The organism is Streptomyces sp. NPDC043867, assembly GCF_056435845.1.
In genome coordinates, this window is the sequence record NZ_JBWKDS010000030.1 from 52,930 (window position 1) to 68,925 (window position 15,996).

At 73.3% G+C, this 15,996-nt stretch carries 9 protein-coding genes; 8 read left to right on the top strand and 1 reads right to left on the bottom strand.

Annotated elements, in window-relative coordinates; genetic code table 11:
- Nucleotides 1-122 precede the first annotated feature (122 nt).
- The 4 genes from AC069T_RS26680 to AC069T_RS26695 all read left to right on the top strand — a co-directional run bounded on the left by AC069T_RS26680 (nt 123) and on the right by AC069T_RS26695 (nt 6,864).
- Complete coding sequence (locus tag AC069T_RS26680; RefSeq protein ID WP_478785168.1) at nt 123-956, top strand: type VII secretion system-associated protein; 834 nt, start codon at nt 123-125, stop codon at nt 954-956.
- Entirely contained in the window at nt 953-2,152 is a 1,200-nt protein-coding gene (locus tag AC069T_RS26685; RefSeq protein ID WP_478785146.1) for a ricin-type beta-trefoil lectin domain protein, read from the top strand. The genes AC069T_RS26680 and AC069T_RS26685 overlap by 4 nt, the downstream gene beginning before the upstream one ends.
- 144 nt (nt 2,153-2,296) lie before the next feature.
- Nucleotides 2,297-5,614: a right-handed parallel beta-helix repeat-containing protein gene (locus AC069T_RS26690; RefSeq protein ID WP_478785147.1), complete on the top strand. Its 3,318-nt coding sequence runs from the start codon at nt 2,297-2,299 to the stop codon at nt 5,612-5,614.
- Nucleotides 5,611-6,864 (top strand): S8 family serine peptidase, encoded by a 1,254-nt coding sequence (locus tag AC069T_RS26695; protein ID WP_478785148.1) that lies wholly within the window; start codon nt 5,611-5,613, stop codon nt 6,862-6,864. The genes AC069T_RS26690 and AC069T_RS26695 overlap by 4 nt, the downstream gene beginning before the upstream one ends.
- 182 nt (nt 6,865-7,046) lie before the next feature.
- Here the strand turns inward: AC069T_RS26695 and eccCa are convergent, their stop codons facing one another.
- Nucleotides 7,047-11,075: a type VII secretion protein EccCa gene (eccCa, locus tag AC069T_RS26700; protein WP_478785149.1), complete on the bottom strand. Its 4,029-nt coding sequence runs from the start codon at nt 11,073-11,075 to the stop codon at nt 7,047-7,049.
- A gap of 455 nt (nt 11,076-11,530) precedes the next feature.
- On the opposite strand from eccCa, the gene eccD reads away from it, so the two are divergent.
- From eccD to AC069T_RS26720, 4 genes are all read left to right on the top strand, one after another.
- Complete coding sequence (eccD, locus tag AC069T_RS26705) at nt 11,531-12,937, top strand: type VII secretion integral membrane protein EccD (protein WP_478785150.1); 1,407 nt, start codon at nt 11,531-11,533, stop codon at nt 12,935-12,937.
- A 46-nt stretch (nt 12,938-12,983) separates the two neighbouring features.
- Complete coding sequence (gene eccB, locus AC069T_RS26710; RefSeq protein ID WP_478785151.1) at nt 12,984-14,582, top strand: type VII secretion protein EccB; 1,599 nt, start codon at nt 12,984-12,986, stop codon at nt 14,580-14,582.
- Nucleotides 14,583-15,084: 502 nt separating this feature from the next.
- Nucleotides 15,085-15,420, top strand: a complete 336-nt coding sequence (locus AC069T_RS26715) for a hypothetical protein (protein ID WP_121409269.1) — start codon at nt 15,085-15,087, stop codon at nt 15,418-15,420.
- 85 nt (nt 15,421-15,505) lie between these two features.
- A complete protein-coding gene (locus AC069T_RS26720) occupies nt 15,506-15,814 on the top strand; it encodes a WXG100 family type VII secretion target (protein WP_476750293.1) in 309 nt (102 codons plus the stop codon).
- Nucleotides 15,815-15,996: the final 182 nt, after the last annotated feature.

A 15,996-nucleotide genomic window follows, 5' to 3' on the forward strand; every position in this document is an offset into this window, starting at 1 on the left:
CTCCGCGCCCACAAAGGGGGCCCGTGTGGCATCCTGTTGGCTTCCCGATCTGATCAGAGTCGGCGTGCGCGCATCCGGTGCGGCACCCAGGAATCCGTACGGACCGAAGAGTTCAGGTGAAGATGCGGCCCGGAGAACGGCAAGAGGGCAGGCATGAAGCCCTGTCCGTGGCGCCCGAGGGCTCCGGCCCGGCCGTCGCCCGCGAGTCGTCCGCGGCCGAGGCCCCCGAAACCGGCGAGAGCGTCGAGGCGCCCGAGATACCCGAGGCCGTGCGGGCCGCCGCCCGCCAGGCGCCTGGGCACTGGATCGGCGTCGTCGACCCTGAGTGGACGGACGCGGGGACGCCGCCGGAGTGGGCCGTGCTGGGGGAGTGGCAGTCGGACGGGAGCGGGGGCGTGGGGGACTACCGCGCCAACCCCGCCTACCGGCCTTCGGCCCGCGTGCTCGGCTGGCCGGAACCCACCGACCCGGTGGACGCGGCGGCCCAGCGCGCCGCCACCGGCTACGGCTCGGTGGACGAAGCGATCGCGGAACTGGCGGCGGCGGACGTCACCGTGGTGCGCGGCGCGGACGGCGGACCGCTCACGGCCGCCGGTCAGGACGGGGTGCCGGTGGTGCTGTTGTTCACCTCACCGGCACACGAGTTCATGTCCCCGGCACTTCGGCATGGCACGCTTTTGGCCCGGGACCTGGCCCGTTCGCTGCGCGGTTCCGGGACCCGACTGCTCGCCAACGCCGGGGCCGCGGCACCTTTGCTCGTACCGGCGGACAGCCTCCTCGATCCCGTACGCGTGCCCGGCGCCGAGGAGACGCCCGCAGCGGACGGCGGGGAGGCGGAAGGCGGTGGTGGCCTCGCCGGCTCCGACGGTTCCGCGGACCCCACGGGCCCCGCGGCCGCGCCCGCCGACGACAACTCCCCGGAACCCGGGCCCCACATCACAGGGAGGACCACGTGACACGTCCGGCCCAGCAACCCCCCGCCTCCCCGCGTGCCTCGACCGGTTCGCAGGGTGAGGAGACGGCCGCGACCGCGTCCGCCGCTTCCGCGGCTGAGCCCGACTCCGGACCCGCCGAGGCGAAGGCCGGAGCCGAAACCGGTACGGCCGCTGCGAAGGCCGCCGAGCCCGAGCCCGCGCCCGAGCCCGAGCCCGAGTCCGCGCCCCCAACGGCCGACACCGAAGCAGAAGTTGAGACCGAGCACGGAACGACGGCCGGTGCGGCCGAGGGGACGACCACCCGGGGCGGAACCACGGAACCCGACGCCGAGGCAGACCCCGGCGCCGCCGCGGCGGCCAAGAGCCGGCTCCCCGCGCTCGTCCGGACCATGACCGTGACGGCGATCGACCGGCCTCGGCAGGAGGCCGGGCCGGTGGGACGGCCGGGCAGGGCGGTGCTGGCCGGAGCCGCGGTCGTGGGCGCACTGCTGGTGTCGGTGCCGTTGCTGATGCTCGGCGGGAACGACGACGAGGACCCCAAGGGGCCCGCGTCGGCGGGAACCGTACTCGGCGGCAACGCCCAGGAAGCGCCCGGCGAGTTCGCGGCGGCCGCACCCAGCACCAGTTCCCCGGACGCCGCCCCCAAGGACACCGACGGGAAACAGGGGAAGCCGGTGAAGGAGGCTTCCGCGTCCGCCACCGGGAAGACCGACAACGGCGACGGGCCGAAGGACGCCGGCGAGAAGGAACAGCCGAAGAAGCAGGACAGCGGGAAGAAGGCCGACAGCGGGAACGACCAGGCCGCGAAAGCCGGTTCGGGCGTCACCCTCGGCGCTCCCGTCTCCCTGCGCAGTCATCTCTCGGGCCGCTGCATCGACGTACCGGACAGTGACTTCTCGGACGGAAAGCAGCTGATCGTCTGGGACTGCAACGGCGGCGCCGCGCAGAAATGGCAGTTCGCGTCCGACGGCACCCTCCGTACCAAGGGCGGCCTCTGCCTGGACGTGGCCGGCGCGAACTACAGCGACGGCACACCCATCCAGATCGCCTGGTGCAGCGACAACGCCGCCCAGAAGTTCGTACTCAACGCCAGCCACGACCTGGTCAACACCGTGGTGGGCAAGTGCGTCGACATCAAGGACAACAACCGGGGCAGCGGGGCCCGGCTGCAGCTGTGGAGCTGCGCGGGGACCGACAACCAGAAGTGGAGCGTCTGACAGGACGCCCGCAGGGCGGGAGCAGGACTCCCGATGCCCGTCCGCACCGCGGGCGGGGCATGATGGCACCGTCGGCTCGCCGACACGCGCCCCCGAAGCAGGGGACGTTCACTGAAGACGCCCCCGTGGCAAGGAGGTTGGTGCGTGTCGCGCCAGGTACTGTCGGTCGGTCCGGGGGACCGGGACCGCTACCGGACAATCGGTGAGGCCCTCGCGGCTGCCCGGACCGGCGCACTCATCAGCGTCCGGCCCGGGACGTACGCGGAGAACCTGGTGATCAACACCAGGGTCACCCTCACCGCCGCCGAAGGGCGGGGAACGGTGGAGATCCGACCGCGCTCGGGCAGCGTGATCGCGCTGCGCGCCGACGCCGTGATGCTCTCCGAGCTGACGCTGCGCGGCGGCGACGCCGAGCTGCCGGCCGTGGACGTGCGGCGCGGGCAGGCCGCGCTCGACGGCTGCGAGATCATCGGCGCCGCGTGGACCGCGATGCTGGCCGGCGGGACGGGTTCCCTCGCGCTGCGGGAGTGCCGGGTCAGCAACGCGCAGGGCGCGGGCATCGTGGTCACCTCCACCACGCCCACCACCGTCGAGTCCTGCACCTTCGAGCACCTGGGCACCAGCGGCCTGGTCCTCGCGGAGCAGGGCGAGGCACGCATCCGCGGCTGCACGGTGCGCGACGCCCGCGGCAACGGCCTGCTCGCCAACGACGAGTCCCGCGGCACGGTCGAGGACTGCGACATCTCCTCCACCGACAAGCCCTCCATCGCCCTGGAGGCGAACTCCTCCCTCTCCGTGGTCCGCACCGTCGTGCACGACACCAGCACCGGCGTACACCTGAGCAGCGCGGGCCGTACGACGCTGGAGGACGTCCGCGTCACCGGGGCGTCCGGGAACGGGATCACCCTGGCCAAGGGGACCGACCCGGTGCTGCGCCGCTGCCGCGTCTCGCGCACCCGCGGGCACGGCGTGCTGGTCACCGACCGGGCGCGCGGCACCTTCGAGGACTGCTGGGTGGACGGCGCGCAGGGCGCGGCGCTGCGGGTCGCCGGGGCGGCCTCCCCGGCCCTGACCGGGCTGACGGTCCGTGACTGCGAGCAGACGGGGCTGCTCCTGGAGGAGGACTCGGCGGCGGAGCTGGACCGCCTCGAAGTGATCGGCGGTTCACCCGCCGTCGCGGTGCGCGGCGGCGCCAACCCGCTGCTGCGCCGGGCCCGGCTGGTGGAGCCCTCCGGCGACGGCATCTCGACCGCCAAGGACGCCCGCGGCCGCGTCGAGGACTGCGAGATCGTCCGGCCGAAGGGTGCGGGCGTCCGCGTGGCCTCCGGCAGCACCCTCTACCTGGCCGGCGGTGGAGTCTCCGACACGGCCACCAACGGTCTGGTCGTGGAGGACGGCGGCAACGTCACCGTCCGCGACTTCCGCGTCGAGATGTCCGGCGAGGAAGGTGTGGTCGTCGCCACGGGCGGCGAACTGACCGCCAACCGCACGACCGTGCACGCCCCCAAGGGGCACGGCTTCCTGCTCCGTGAGGGCGCGCTCGCCTCGCTCAGCGGCAGCGAGGTCTCCGGCGGCGCCCAGGACGGCTTCCGGGTGGAGTCCACCGCGCCGGTCTCCCTGGTGAACTGCCTCGCCCGCGAGAACGAGGGCGGCGGCCTGGTGCAGACCGCGCCCGGCGAACGGCTCGCCGTGGACGGCCTGAACAGCACCGGCAACGGCAAGCGCGACGCCTGGGGCTCCGGCAGCGCCGAGAACACCGACCCGGCCGGCTCCGGCGCCGCGGACGCGCCCCCGCCGGACCGCGCGGACGGCCCGCTCGGCGCCCTCAACGCGCTGATCGGCCTGGAGAACGTCAAGCAGCAGGTGCGCACGCTGGTCAACCTGACCCAGCTCGCCCAGCGCCGTGAGCAACTCGGCATGTCGGCCCCGCCGATGAGCCGGCACCTGATCTTCGCCGGGCCGCCCGGCACCGGCAAGACCACCGTGGCCCGCCTCTACGGGGCCATCCTCGCCGAACTGGGTTCGCTGCGCAGCGGGCACCTGGTGGAGGTCTCGCGCGCCGACCTGGTCGCGCAGGTCGTCGGCGGCACCGCCATCAAGACCACCGAGACCTTCCAACGGGCTCTCGGCGGTGTGCTGTTCATCGACGAGGCGTACACCCTCGCCTCGGACAGCGGCAACGGCGGCGCCGACTTCGGCCGCGAGGCCGTGGACACCCTGCTGAAGCTGATGGAGGACCACCGCGACGACGTGGTGGTGGTCGCGGCCGGCTACTCCCGGGAGATGGACTCGTTCCTCGGCTCCAACCCGGGCCTGGCGTCCCGCTTCTCGCGGACCGTCGAGTTCGAGAACTACTCGGTGCCCGAGCTGGTCGCGATCATGGAGAACATGTGCGCCCAGCACCAGTACGAGCTGGGCGAGGGCACTGCGGCCGCGCTGGCCGCGCACTTCGAGGCGATGCCGCGGGACAGCGGTTTCGGCAACGGCCGTGCCGCTCGCGGGGTGTTCGAGGAGATGGTGGACAGACAGGCGGTCCGGCTCGCGTCGCTGCCGCAGGTCGGTGAGCACGACCTGCGGCTGCTGCTGCCGGAGGACGTCTCCGCCACCGCCGCCGCGCAGGCCACCGAGACCGCCGCCCCGGCCGACGACCCGCTGACCCGCCTCGGCGACATGATCGGCCTGGCCGAGGTGAAACGCGAGGTCGCGGACCTGGTCAACCTCATCACCACCGCCCGCCACCGTGCCGCCGCCGGCCTGCCGGTGCCCTCGCTCAGCAACCACCTGGTCTTCACCGGGCCGCCCGGTACCGGCAAGACCACCGTCGCGCGTCTGTACGGGGAGATCCTGACCCAGCTCGGCATCCTCGACCGGGGGCAACTGGTCGAGGCGGCCCGCGCCGACCTGGTCGGCCGCTACATCGGCCACACCGCCCAGCTCACCCGCGAGGTCTTCGAACGGGCCCGTGGCGGCGTGCTGTTCATCGACGAGGCGTACACCCTGACCCCCCGCGGCGGCGGTGCCGACTTCGGGCAGGAGGCCGTGGACACCCTGCTGAAGCTGATGGAGGACCACCGCGACGAGGTGGTCGTCATCGTCGCCGGCTACACCGAGGAGATGGAGCGGTTCCTCGCCTCCAACCCGGGCCTGTCCTCCCGCTTCCCGCGCCGGATCGGTTTCGCCGACTACTCCTCCGAGGAACTGGTCACCATCGTGCGTGCCCAGGCGGCGAGCATGGGGTACGAGTGCGGACCGGGCACCGGCCCGCTGCTCAAGGAGTACTTCGACTCGCTGCCCCGGGACCGTTCCTTCGGCAACGCCCGGCTGGCCCGCCAGGTGGTCGAGTCGATGGTCACCCGGCAGGCGGGGCGGCTCAGTTCACTGGCCGCACCCACCCTCGACGACCTGCGTGTCCTGCTGCCCGAGGACGTCGTGTCCGCGGCGCCGAAGGCGGCTCCCCGATGAGCGCGTCCGCCCGCGGGCTCGCGCGCCTGCTGCCCTGCACCTGCCTGGCCGCCGCGCTGCTGCTGCCCGCGGCCGCCCCGGCCCAGGCGGCGCCTCCCTCCCGGCTGCCCGCGGCCGACGGGAAGAAGGGCCAGGAACTGCCCGGCATGCCCTCCGCGCTCGCCGCGGACTCCGGCGCGGTGAACTGCACGCCCGGCTCCCGAGAGAAGGCCAGGAAACAGGACTGGTCGCGCCAGCGCCTCGACCTGGACCGGCTGCACGGGTACAGCACGGGCGTGGGCGTGACCGTCGCCCTGATCGACACCGGCGTCGTGCCGGGCGCCGCAGGACTGGACGGCCGGGTCACCGCCCTGGGCGCGGCCGGTGAGGACTGCGTCGGGCACGGCACGTTCCTGGCCGGACTGATCGCCGGAGCCGGCGAGGGCGGCGCGCCGCTGACCGGAGTCGCCCCGGGCGCGAAGATCCTCGCCCTGCGCGGTACCGATACGCGCGGTCGGGCGAGCACCGGCCTGGTCACGGCGGCGGTGCGCGACGCGACCGAGGCCGGGGCCGACGTGATCGCGGTCGCGGTGGCCCTGCCGCGCCGTGACGCGGAGTTGACCCGGGCCGTCGCCGAGGCCCGTGACGCGGGCGCGCTGGTGGTGGCCGCGGCCACCCCGGACCCGCCGCGGAGCGGCACCGACGAGATCCCGGCCCGCACCTACTGGCCGGCCGGTGAACCCGGCGTGCTGTCGGTCGCCGACATGCTTCCCGGCGGTGGCCGCCCGGACAACGCGCTCGCCACCAGCGGGATCGACCTGGCCGCGCCGGGCGCCGGGGTGGTGTCCGGCGGCCCGCGCGGTGACGGCCACTACCTCGGCGCCGGTTCCTCGGTCGCCGCCGCCTACGTCGCCGGGGCCGCTGCCGCGGTCCGTGCCGTCCGGCCCGACGACTCGCCCGCCGCGGTCGCGCGCCGCCTGACCGCGACCGCCTACCCCGCCGACATCCCGCAGCTCGACCCCTACGCGGCCGTCACCACGGTCCTCGGTGACCCGGGTACGTCTTCCGGCGCGGAGCGCGCGGTGGTACCCGTGACCGTCCGCGACACCTCCTCCGCCGAGCGTGCCACCGGCCGTGCGACGCTCTTCGTCCTCCTCGGCACCGGCGGCGTCCTCGCCGTCCTCTGGGGCGCCTTCGTCCTGCCCCGCGCCCGAGCCCGGGGCTGGCGCCCGGCGGGGGCGGGAGCGGGCGCACCGGAAGGGGACTGCTGAGCACGGCCCGAGGGGCCGTGGACGCCCCTGGCGCCCGCCCACGGGCTCGTACGGCTGAGCGGTTCGGCGGCATCGGACCGGCGGGGCTGGTCGCGGCCTTCCCCGCGCCCCTCGCGGGGCACGCGCAACCGGAAGCGGGGGCCACCTCGGGTGGCCCCCGCTTCCTTTCGCTTCGTGTCCCCTCAGCCGTCCTGGCCCCCGGGATCCGCCACCAGGGCGGTCTGCATCAGCTTCGCGCGGCGGCGGGCGATGTGCAGTGCCCGGCCGGGCGGGAGGTTCCTGGGCTTCGCGTTGCCGAAGAGACGGCCCTCCGTGGGCGGGCAGGAGAGCAGGACGGCCGGATTGTTGGCCTCGTCCAGGCGCCGGATCAGTCCGTCGCTGAGGCCGCGGCCGGCCCCCATGGCACTGCGGGCGACGACCAGGTGCAGACCCATCTCGAAGCCGAGCGTCAGGTACTCGAACAGCGGCTCCATGGGGCTCTGGAACGAGCTGCCGGAGACCATGTCGTAGTCGTCGATCAGGATGAACAGACGCGGACCGGTCCACCAGTCGCACTTGCGCATGCGGTTCGGCGCGATGTCGGCGCCGGGGACGCGGGTCTTCATGGCCCGGGCCGCGCCCTCGATGGTCTCCTTGAGGTTGTCCAGCGAGATCACGTGTCCGATGCGGTACTCCTCGGGGACGGTGTCCACCAGGGTGCGGCGGTAGTCCACCACGATGATCTTCGCCTCGGCGGGGGAGTAGCGGGCGGTGATGCCCGCGGTGACATGGCGCAGCAGGTTGGTCTTGCCGCTCTCGGTGTCACCGACCACGATCAGGTGCGGAGTACGGCTGAAGTCGTGCCAGACCGGTTCCAGGGCGTCCTGGTCGATGCCCAGCGGCAGGCGCATGCCGCCGCCCTCGGTGGCTTCGGGCGCCGGGAGCTCGACGGCCGGCAGCCGGTGCGGCAGCATCCGGACCTGGGGCGCGGGTGCGCCGGGCCAGTGCCGGGCGACCTCGGAGACCAGGTGGGCGACGCCGTCGCCGAGGTCCTCCAGGGAACCGCTGCCGTCCAGCCGGGGCAGGCCGGCCAGGAAGTGCATCTTGCTGTCGGCGGTGATGCCGCGACCGCCGCTGCGCGGCACCGAGCGGGCCTTGCGGGTGTCGATCTCGGAGTCCATCGGGTCACCCATCCGCAGTTCCAGACGGGTCGCGGACTGGTCGCGGACCTGGGCGGACAGCTCCACCCAGCGGGTGGTGGTGATGAGCAGGTGAATGCCGTAGTTGAGGCCGCGGGCGGCGAGTTCGTTGAACTTCGGGATCAGGTCGTCGTAGTCCTGCCGGACCGTGGACCAGCCGTCGACCACCATGAACACGTCGCCGAACGGCTCGTCCGGGAACTCCCCGGCGGCCCGCCGGCGGCGGTAGGACTGCATGGAGTCGATGGTGTGGTCGACGAAGAACTGCTCGCGCCGGGCGAGCAGCGTCATCACCTCGGCGACCGCCCGGTGCACCCGCTCCGGGTTGAGCCGCGCCGCGACGCCGCCGACGTGCGGCAGCGCGGCGAGCTGCGAGAGACCGCCGCCGCCGAAGTCGAGGCAGTAGAACTGGACCTCGGCGGGCGTGTGGGTGAGGGCGAGGGCGCCGATCAGGGTGCGGGTGAGCGTGGACTTGCCGCTCTGCGAACCGCCCGCGACGGCGACATGGCCACCGGCCCCCGAGAGGTCCACGACCAGCGGGTCGCGGCGCTGCTCGAAGGGCTTGTCCACCAGTCCGACCGGGACCCGCAGCCTGCCGGTCCCGGACCAGCCGGCGGCGCTGAGACCCCGCTCGGGGTCGGGGGCGATGCCGGGCAGCAGGGCGTCCAGCGGGGACGGCTCGTCCAGCGGCGGCAGCCACACCTGGTGGGCGGCGGGGCCCGAGTCGCGCAGCCGGTCGAGGGCCACGGCGAGCAGGGTCTCCTCGTCCTCCTCGCTCGCCGGCTCCGGCTCGGGCGCGGCCTCCAGGGTGCGCGGCACGACCCAGCCGCTGGTCCACGGCACCACCTGGCTGGCCACCCGGGCCTGGACCACCGCGCCGGTACGACGACGGTAGGTGCCCGACGAGTAGGCGGCACGGAACCGGGTCAGCGCCTCGACACCGGACTTCAGGTAGCCGCTGCCCGGCTGCGCCGGGAGCTCGTAGGCGTCCGGCACGCCGAGCACGCCCCGGCTCTCCATGGCGGAGAAGGTGCGCAGGCCGATCCGGTACGAGAGGTGACTCTCCAACTGGTGCATCCGGCCCTCGTCCAGACGCTGCGAGGCGAGCAGCAGGTGCACCCCGAGGGAGCGGCCGAGGCGGCCGATCATCACGAACAGGTCCATGAACTCCCGGTGTGTGGACAGCAGTTCGCTGAACTCGTCGACCACCACGAACAGGCTGGGCAGCGGGGTGAGGTCGGCCCCCGCGGCGCGGGCCCGCTCGTACTCGAGGGCGGAGGTGTAGTTGCCGGCCGCGCGCAACAGCTCCTGGCGGCGCATGAGTTCCCCGTGCAGGGCGTCCTGCATACGCTCCACCAGCGCGACCTCGTCGGCCAGGTTGGTGATGACGGCGGAGGTGTGCGGAAGTTCCTCGAGACCCAGGAAGGTGGCCCCGCCCTTGAAGTCGACCAGGACGAAGTTCAGGGTCTCGGAGGAGTTGGTCAGCGCGAGACCGAGCACGAGAGTGCGCAGCAGCTCGCTCTTGCCGGAGCCGGTGGCGCCGATGAGCATGCCGTGCGGACCCATGCCCCCTTGCGCGGACTCCTTGATGTCGAGTTCCACCGGACGGCCGTCCACGCCGACCGCGACCGGGACCCGCAGCCGCGCGGAGCCGGTGTGCCGCGCGAAGAGCGTGGCCGGGTCGTGCCGGTGCAGGTCGGGGATGCCCAGCAGGGTGGTCAGCTCGACGTCGGCGTCCAGCGGCTGCGCGATGTCGGTGCCCAGGCTGATCCGGCGGGCCGTGAGCAGCCGGGCCAGTGACTCGGCACCGAGCGGGCCGAGCCGGTCCGGACGGCCGAGCGCCACCGAACGCTCCTTGCGGCTGCGGTCGGTGCGTACCAGGTTCACCCGGTCGGGGCCGACGGTCAGCCGCAGCGTGTTGCGTCCGGGCCGCCAGCGCAGCGCCCCGGAGACGTCGAGGACCACGGCGTTGCGGTAGCCGTGCCCCTCCCAGCGATGACCCTCGGGGACGGTGACGCCGTCCAGGACGACGACGGTAAAGGGCTCGTCACGGCCGGGGCGGGCATCCGGGTCGAAGCCGGGGCGCTCGGCGAACTCGGCGCCCAGCAGGTCGTCCAGCTCGGTCAGGTCGGCGGTGATCCGGCGGACCTGACCCGCCCCGTCCTCCTCCTGCGGATGCAGCGCGTGCGGCAGCCACTTGACCCACTCCCAGTCGGGCCGGCGCTCGTCGCTGACGCAGACCGCGAGCCACAGCTCCTCCGGCGCGTGGAACACGGCGAGCTGGGCGAGCGCGGCGCGCACCAGGGCACGTACGGCGTCGGCCGGGTCCTCGGCCGGGGCGCCGCCCCCCGTCCCGGCCTCGCCGCTGTCCCCGTTCGGCCGGACGCCCGGCCCGGCGGACGCCCGGCCGGATGTCTCCTCGGGGCGCAGCAGGATCCGGGCCGAGGAACGCAGGTAGAGGCCGAGCGGCTGTTCCGGGACGGTGGAGTAGGCGCGGATGAAGCGGCGCAGGGCGTGCGCGCAGAGCGGTTCGAGATCCTCCACCGGGCGGGTGGAGACCGGCTGCAGGGTGAGCGCGAGCTGCTGTTCACCCACTGCGAGGCGGGCCTCGCCGAAGTCCTCGTCGCCGGGGCGGCGCTCCCACAGCCGCGAGGTGCGGGCCAGGGAGCGGAGCGAGGCCGGGTCCGGGTGGCGCCAGGCGAGCGCCCGCTGCTGCTCCACGATGGTGGACCTGACCCGCTTGCGCATCTGCGCCAGGTAACGGAGGTAGTCGCGGCGCTCGCCCTTCAGGCGCTGCTTGCGCTCGCTGGAGCGGCGCATCAGCTGCCCCAGCAGCATCGCACCGGCGGAGAGCGCCATGACGCCCATCGCCAGATACATGAAGACGCCGTTCCCGCCGCCGGGGCGCAGGAACATCAGCATCATCGACACCGACATCAGCGCCATCGGCAGATAGGTCCATATCGCCGAGGTGTCGGGCACCGTCTCGGCGAGGACCGGTGGCTCCTGCAGAGTCAATTGACCCTCGGGCATCTCCGGTCCGCGTCTGCGGGCCGGCCGGCGAAACAGCACCACACTCAAGGAACGAAACCTCCGGTTTCAGTGGCTTTCCGGCCCGCACCGAATACCGGCGCACCCGGCAGCGGGAAAGACCGTACCGAGCTGATTCTCCGGGTTCCGCATCGGGCGGCGAACGCCGGGGTGAATGTTTCGAGCGGATAGCGGGGACGGTCAACTCCCGTGAAGGACAACTCCATACCGGACAATGAGTCCGGTCCGCAGCACGATCCGGCGGGCGTAGGCAGTAGTCTGCATTCACGGAACGCGACCTGTCCACGTGGGACGGGCGGTCGCCGACGGCGCGGACACAACTCTCCCGCTCTGTACCCCCCGTTCGCGGTCGCGCCGGCCTTCCGTACTCTTCGCAGGTCCCCCCTGCCGGGGAAGCCTTCCTGTCAAAGCCCCCACGGAAGACGAGAGTTCAGCTGATGACCGACAGCGCTGTGGCCGAACTGTGCCGCCTGACCGTACGTGCGCCGAGCGTCTCCGTCGATCTGGCCGTGCCCGCCGACGTGCCGGTCGCCGATCTCCTGCCCACGCTGCTTCGTTATGTCGGCGAGGAAGCCGAGGAGGCCGGTCTCGACCACGCGGGCTGGGTGCTCCAGCAGCTCGGCGACGCCCCGCTCGACGAGGAGACCACCCTCACCCGCGCCGGGCTCGCCGACGGCGCCGTGCTCTACCTGCGCCCGCACACCGAGGCGCTGCCCGAGGCCCGCCTCGACGACCTGGTGGACGGAATAGCCGACACCGCGGGCCGGAAGCTGCACACCTGGCATCCCGAAGCGGCCCGCGGACTCCTGGTCGGCACCGCGGTGGCGACCGTGGTGGCCGCCCTCGCCCTGGTGCTCTGGCCCGGGGCGACCGGCTCCGGCCGCCTCCAGGTCGCCTTCGCGGCCGTGACCGGGCTGCTGCTCCTCGCGGGCGCCGGCTCGGCCAGCCGCGCGGTCGGCGACCGTCTCTCCGCGACCGCGCTCGCCCTGCTGGTCGCGCCCTGCCTGGCACTCGCCGGCTGGCTGCTGCCCGGCGGCGACCTGACCGGCCCGGACGCGGCCCGGGTCGTGGGCGCACGGCTGCTCGCCGCGGGCGCGGCGGGCGCGGGCGGTGCGGTCCTCGCGCTCGCCGCCACGGCCGTCGGCGCGCCGGCCCTCTTCGCCACCGCGGTCGTCTCGGTGGCGACCGCGGTCGTCGGCGCCCTGATGGGCTACTCCGGCCTGGACGTGGCGGCCTCCGCGGCTCTCGTGGCGGCGGTGGTCGCCCTCGCCGCCGGAGCGGTGGCACCCTTCGCCTTCAAACTGGCCGGGATGCGGCTGCCCGCCCTGCCGTCCTCGGCCGCCCAGCTCCAGGAGGGCATCGAGCCCTACGCGGGCGACGAGGTGGCCGAACGCACCGAACTGGCCGGACGCTGGGTCACCGCGCTCTTCGCCGCCACCGGCATCGTCGCCGCGGCCGCCCTGGTCGTCCTGACCCACGGCCCGAACCTGCCCGAGGTGCTGACCTCCGCCGGGCTGAGCCTGCTGCTGCTCCTGCACAGCCGCGGCCTGGTGCACATCGGACAGCGGCTGACCCTGGCGGTACCCGGCGTCTGGGGGCTGCTGCTGCTCGCCCGCGCCTGGGCGGTGGACGACCACGGCGACGTACGCGCAGTGGTCTTCGCGGTGCTGCTCGCCGCCGCCGCCGCGCTCGTGATCGCCGCCTGGACGGTGCCCGGCCGCCGGATGCTGCCGTACTGGGGCCGTGCGGCGGAACTGGCGCACACCGGCCTCGCGGTGGCGCTGCTGCCGTTCAGCCTCTGGGCGGCCGGGCTCTTCGGCTGGCTGCGCGGCCTGTTCGGCTGAGCAGATCCCCCACGCCGCGGCATGCAGAAGGAGTTGAGGACAAGCCGTGCAGTCCAAACGAGACCAGGTCCACGCCCACACGTTCATGATGGGCAGGCTCAGCTCGAGCCTGCTGATGGCCGACCCGGACGCCCCGGAGAGCCCGCTCGGACGCACCACCCGCGGTGTGGTCTTCGGCGTGCTGGTCACCGTCCTGATCGGCGCCGGCGCCACCGTCTACGGCCTGCTGCGCCCCGGCGGGAACGACGGCTGGCGTGACGGCGAGCACCTGGTGGTCAACCGTGACACCGGGGCCCGGTACCTGTGGACGGGCACCGACGGTGTACTGCACCCGGTGCGCAACTACGCCTCGGCGAAGCTCATCGGCGGCTCCGACCTGGCGACCGCCGACGTCCGCACCCCCTCGCTGCAGGGCGTCCCGGTGGGCGCACCGGTCGGCATCCCGGGCGCCCCGGACGTGGTGCCCGAACCCGGCCAACTCGACGACGACGCATGGCACATGTGCGTCACCGGACCGGACGGGGCACTGCCCAGCACCTCCGGCGCCGTGACGACCAGCGGGGTGGACAAGCCGGGAGCGACCACCGTGGCCGCCGGGATGTCCCTGGACTCCCGCGGTATCGGCCGCGACCGCGCTGTGCTGGTGCGCGGCCCGGAGGGCACCGAGTACCTGGTGTGGCGTGGCAGCCGACTGCCGCTGGACCGCGACTCCGACGCCCGCAACGCCCTCGGCTACGGCTCCCAGAAGCCGATGCCGGTCTCGGCGGCCTTCCTCGACGCGCTGGCACCCGGCCCCGCGCTGAAGCCGCCCGCGGTGCCGGGGCGCGGCGAGGAGGGCCCCACGCTCGGTGGAGAGGCCAGCAGGATCGGTCAGCTGTTCAAGGTCAGCGTCCCCGGCGGCGGCAGCACCTACCACCTGCTGCGCAAGGACGGCCTGGTGCCGCTGACCCGGCTCGGTGCCGCCCTGGTGCTGGGCGACCCGGCCACTCAGCAGGACGCCTACCAGGGGGAGTCGCCCGAGGTGCGTACGGTCGGCGCGGACGCGCTGCGTGAACACCGGGGGAAGGACTCCGACGCCGCCGCGTCCGCTGAGCTGCCGGACGCACCGCCCCTCCCGCAGTCCGCGGAGCGCGGCACGGCCCTCTGCGCGCAGGTGGACGGCGACAACGCCGGCGTACGGATCAGGTCGGTGCTGGTCCCGTTGGCTCAACTCGCGCCCGTCGCGGTGTCGCGGGGCACCTCGCAGCCGCTCGAGCCGGCCTGTGTCCCGACGGACGCCACGGTCGTACGGCCCGGGCACGGCGCCCTGGTCCGGGCGCTGCACGCGAGTGGCGCCGCGCACGCCGCCACCACCTACCTGGTGGCGGAGAACGGCGTGAAGTACCGCGTGTCCGCCAAGGAGTCGCTGGCGGCGCTCGGGTACGAGGCCTCGGACATCGGCTCCGTCCCGGCGCCGCTGCTGGCGGCCTTCCCCACCGGCGCGGACCTCGACGCGACCGCCGCCTCGGGTGCCACGGAGCCCAGGGTCACGGCTCCGGAGTGCGGTGCGGCGGGCCGGTCGGAGAAGGCCGGGCAGAGCGGCGCGGCGGACAAGTCCGGCAGGGCGGGCGAAGCGGTCACGGCGGGCACCGCTCCACAGAGCTGACGCCGCACGGTGATTCCGGCAGGGAACGCATACGGGCTCAGGAAAGGGAAACGGAAAGGCCGGGTGGGAGAAGAGATCGGGCCGAACTCGGTGTCGGTGGCGCGAATTGGCCAGTGCCGCCCTGCGTCGCGGTACCGGTTACCCGGGAGAAACCTCAGATAAAGCTCAGAGATTTGAACGGTGCGCACCCGTGGAATCCCGCGGGTGCGCGCACATTGCCGGGCGCGGTCATTCTCCATGACCGTTCGGCCTCTTCGCGTGCCCGCTTTCTGCCCGCTTCGCGCACCGTGCGGTGGCGGTACTCGTCCGGCTGCCGCCATCGTTGGCGCCCACCTGTTCATCCCGCTGCAACGTCGGCACAACTCCGTTGCCATGAAGGCGAATTCTGCCGGACCGGCTGTTGCCCACATCCTTCCTGCACGCGTTGCGCGAAACCCTGTTTTCTCTTTAGCCTCAACTCGCAACGGTGCGACGAGACGCGCCTGAACGAAGGGAGCGTGACATGGCGGACAGCGCCGCAAGGAAAGCGGACTATGCCAAGGGCTTGGGGGGCGTCTCCTCCCTGGAGACCGCCCGGGACCAGGTCGAGAAGACGCAGAACAACGTCGCTGAGATCGCCGCGCGTTCCGGCGTCGGCGGCGACGAGGGCCAGGCCCTGCTGAAGCTCTTCCGCAGCTGGAACGCCGAGGCGCAGAAGGTCGTCATCCAGATCAGCACGATGATCGACGCGCTCCAGGAGAACGTGACCTCCGCCAACCGCCTGGCGAAGGAGAACCAGGACCTGACCGAGGTTCTCAACAGCAAGACCAGCCAGGGCGTCTTCGAAGCACTGAGCTGAACCACCCGCGGTACCGGCGCCCTTCGGTGCGGCCGGACTTCGTGAGCGTCCCGGGCCCCGCGCCCGGCCTTCGAGAGGAGACGTCATGGCCGACGGCATCATTGACGTGCAGTATCCCAAGGTCCAGCAGGCCATCGAGGAACTGATGGAGCAGACCCAGGTCATCATCAACACCCTCAACAACCTGGAGGACGAGCTGAAGCCGCTCGTCACGTCCTGGGAGGGTGCGGACCAGGAGAAGTACCGTGAGGTCCAGGCGGAGTGGGACAACGCCACCAAGAACATGGCGCGGCTCCTCGGTGACAACGGCGAGCTGATCCGGACCATCCACGACAACCACTCCCGTGACGAGCGCAGGAGCGCCGACAACTGGGGCAACGTACGCGCCCGTTGAGCCCTGGGGCCCCGGGCCTGTCCGGAGCTACCCCTCCGTCCTGAGGACGGGGCGGCGCCCGAAGTCGCGTGCGTGCGATCGAGAACGCCGAACCGCCCGCATGGCGGCGCCATGCGGGCGGTCGAGGCAACGGTCCCGTGCGGGCGGTCGCGGCAGCGCCACCCCGGGCCCGCAACGCCCCC

Excerpts from the sequence above, each read along its gene's own strand:
- eccCa (WP_478785149.1), bottom strand. The coding sequence starts at position 11,075 with ATGCCCGAGGGTCAATTGACTCTGCAGGAGCCACCGGTCCTCGCCGAG.
- AC069T_RS26680 (WP_478785168.1), top strand. The coding sequence starts at position 123 with ATGCGGCCCGGAGAACGGCAAGAGGGCAGGCATGAAGCCCTGTCCGTG.
- AC069T_RS26720 (WP_476750293.1), top strand. The coding sequence starts at position 15,506 with ATGGCCGACGGCATCATTGACGTGCAGTATCCCAAGGTCCAGCAGGCC.
- AC069T_RS26715 (WP_121409269.1), top strand. The coding sequence starts at position 15,085 with ATGGCGGACAGCGCCGCAAGGAAAGCGGACTATGCCAAGGGCTTGGGG.
- AC069T_RS26695 (WP_478785148.1), top strand. The coding sequence starts at position 5,611 with ATGAGCGCGTCCGCCCGCGGGCTCGCGCGCCTGCTGCCCTGCACCTGC.
- eccD (WP_478785150.1), top strand. The coding sequence starts at position 11,531 with ATGACCGACAGCGCTGTGGCCGAACTGTGCCGCCTGACCGTACGTGCG.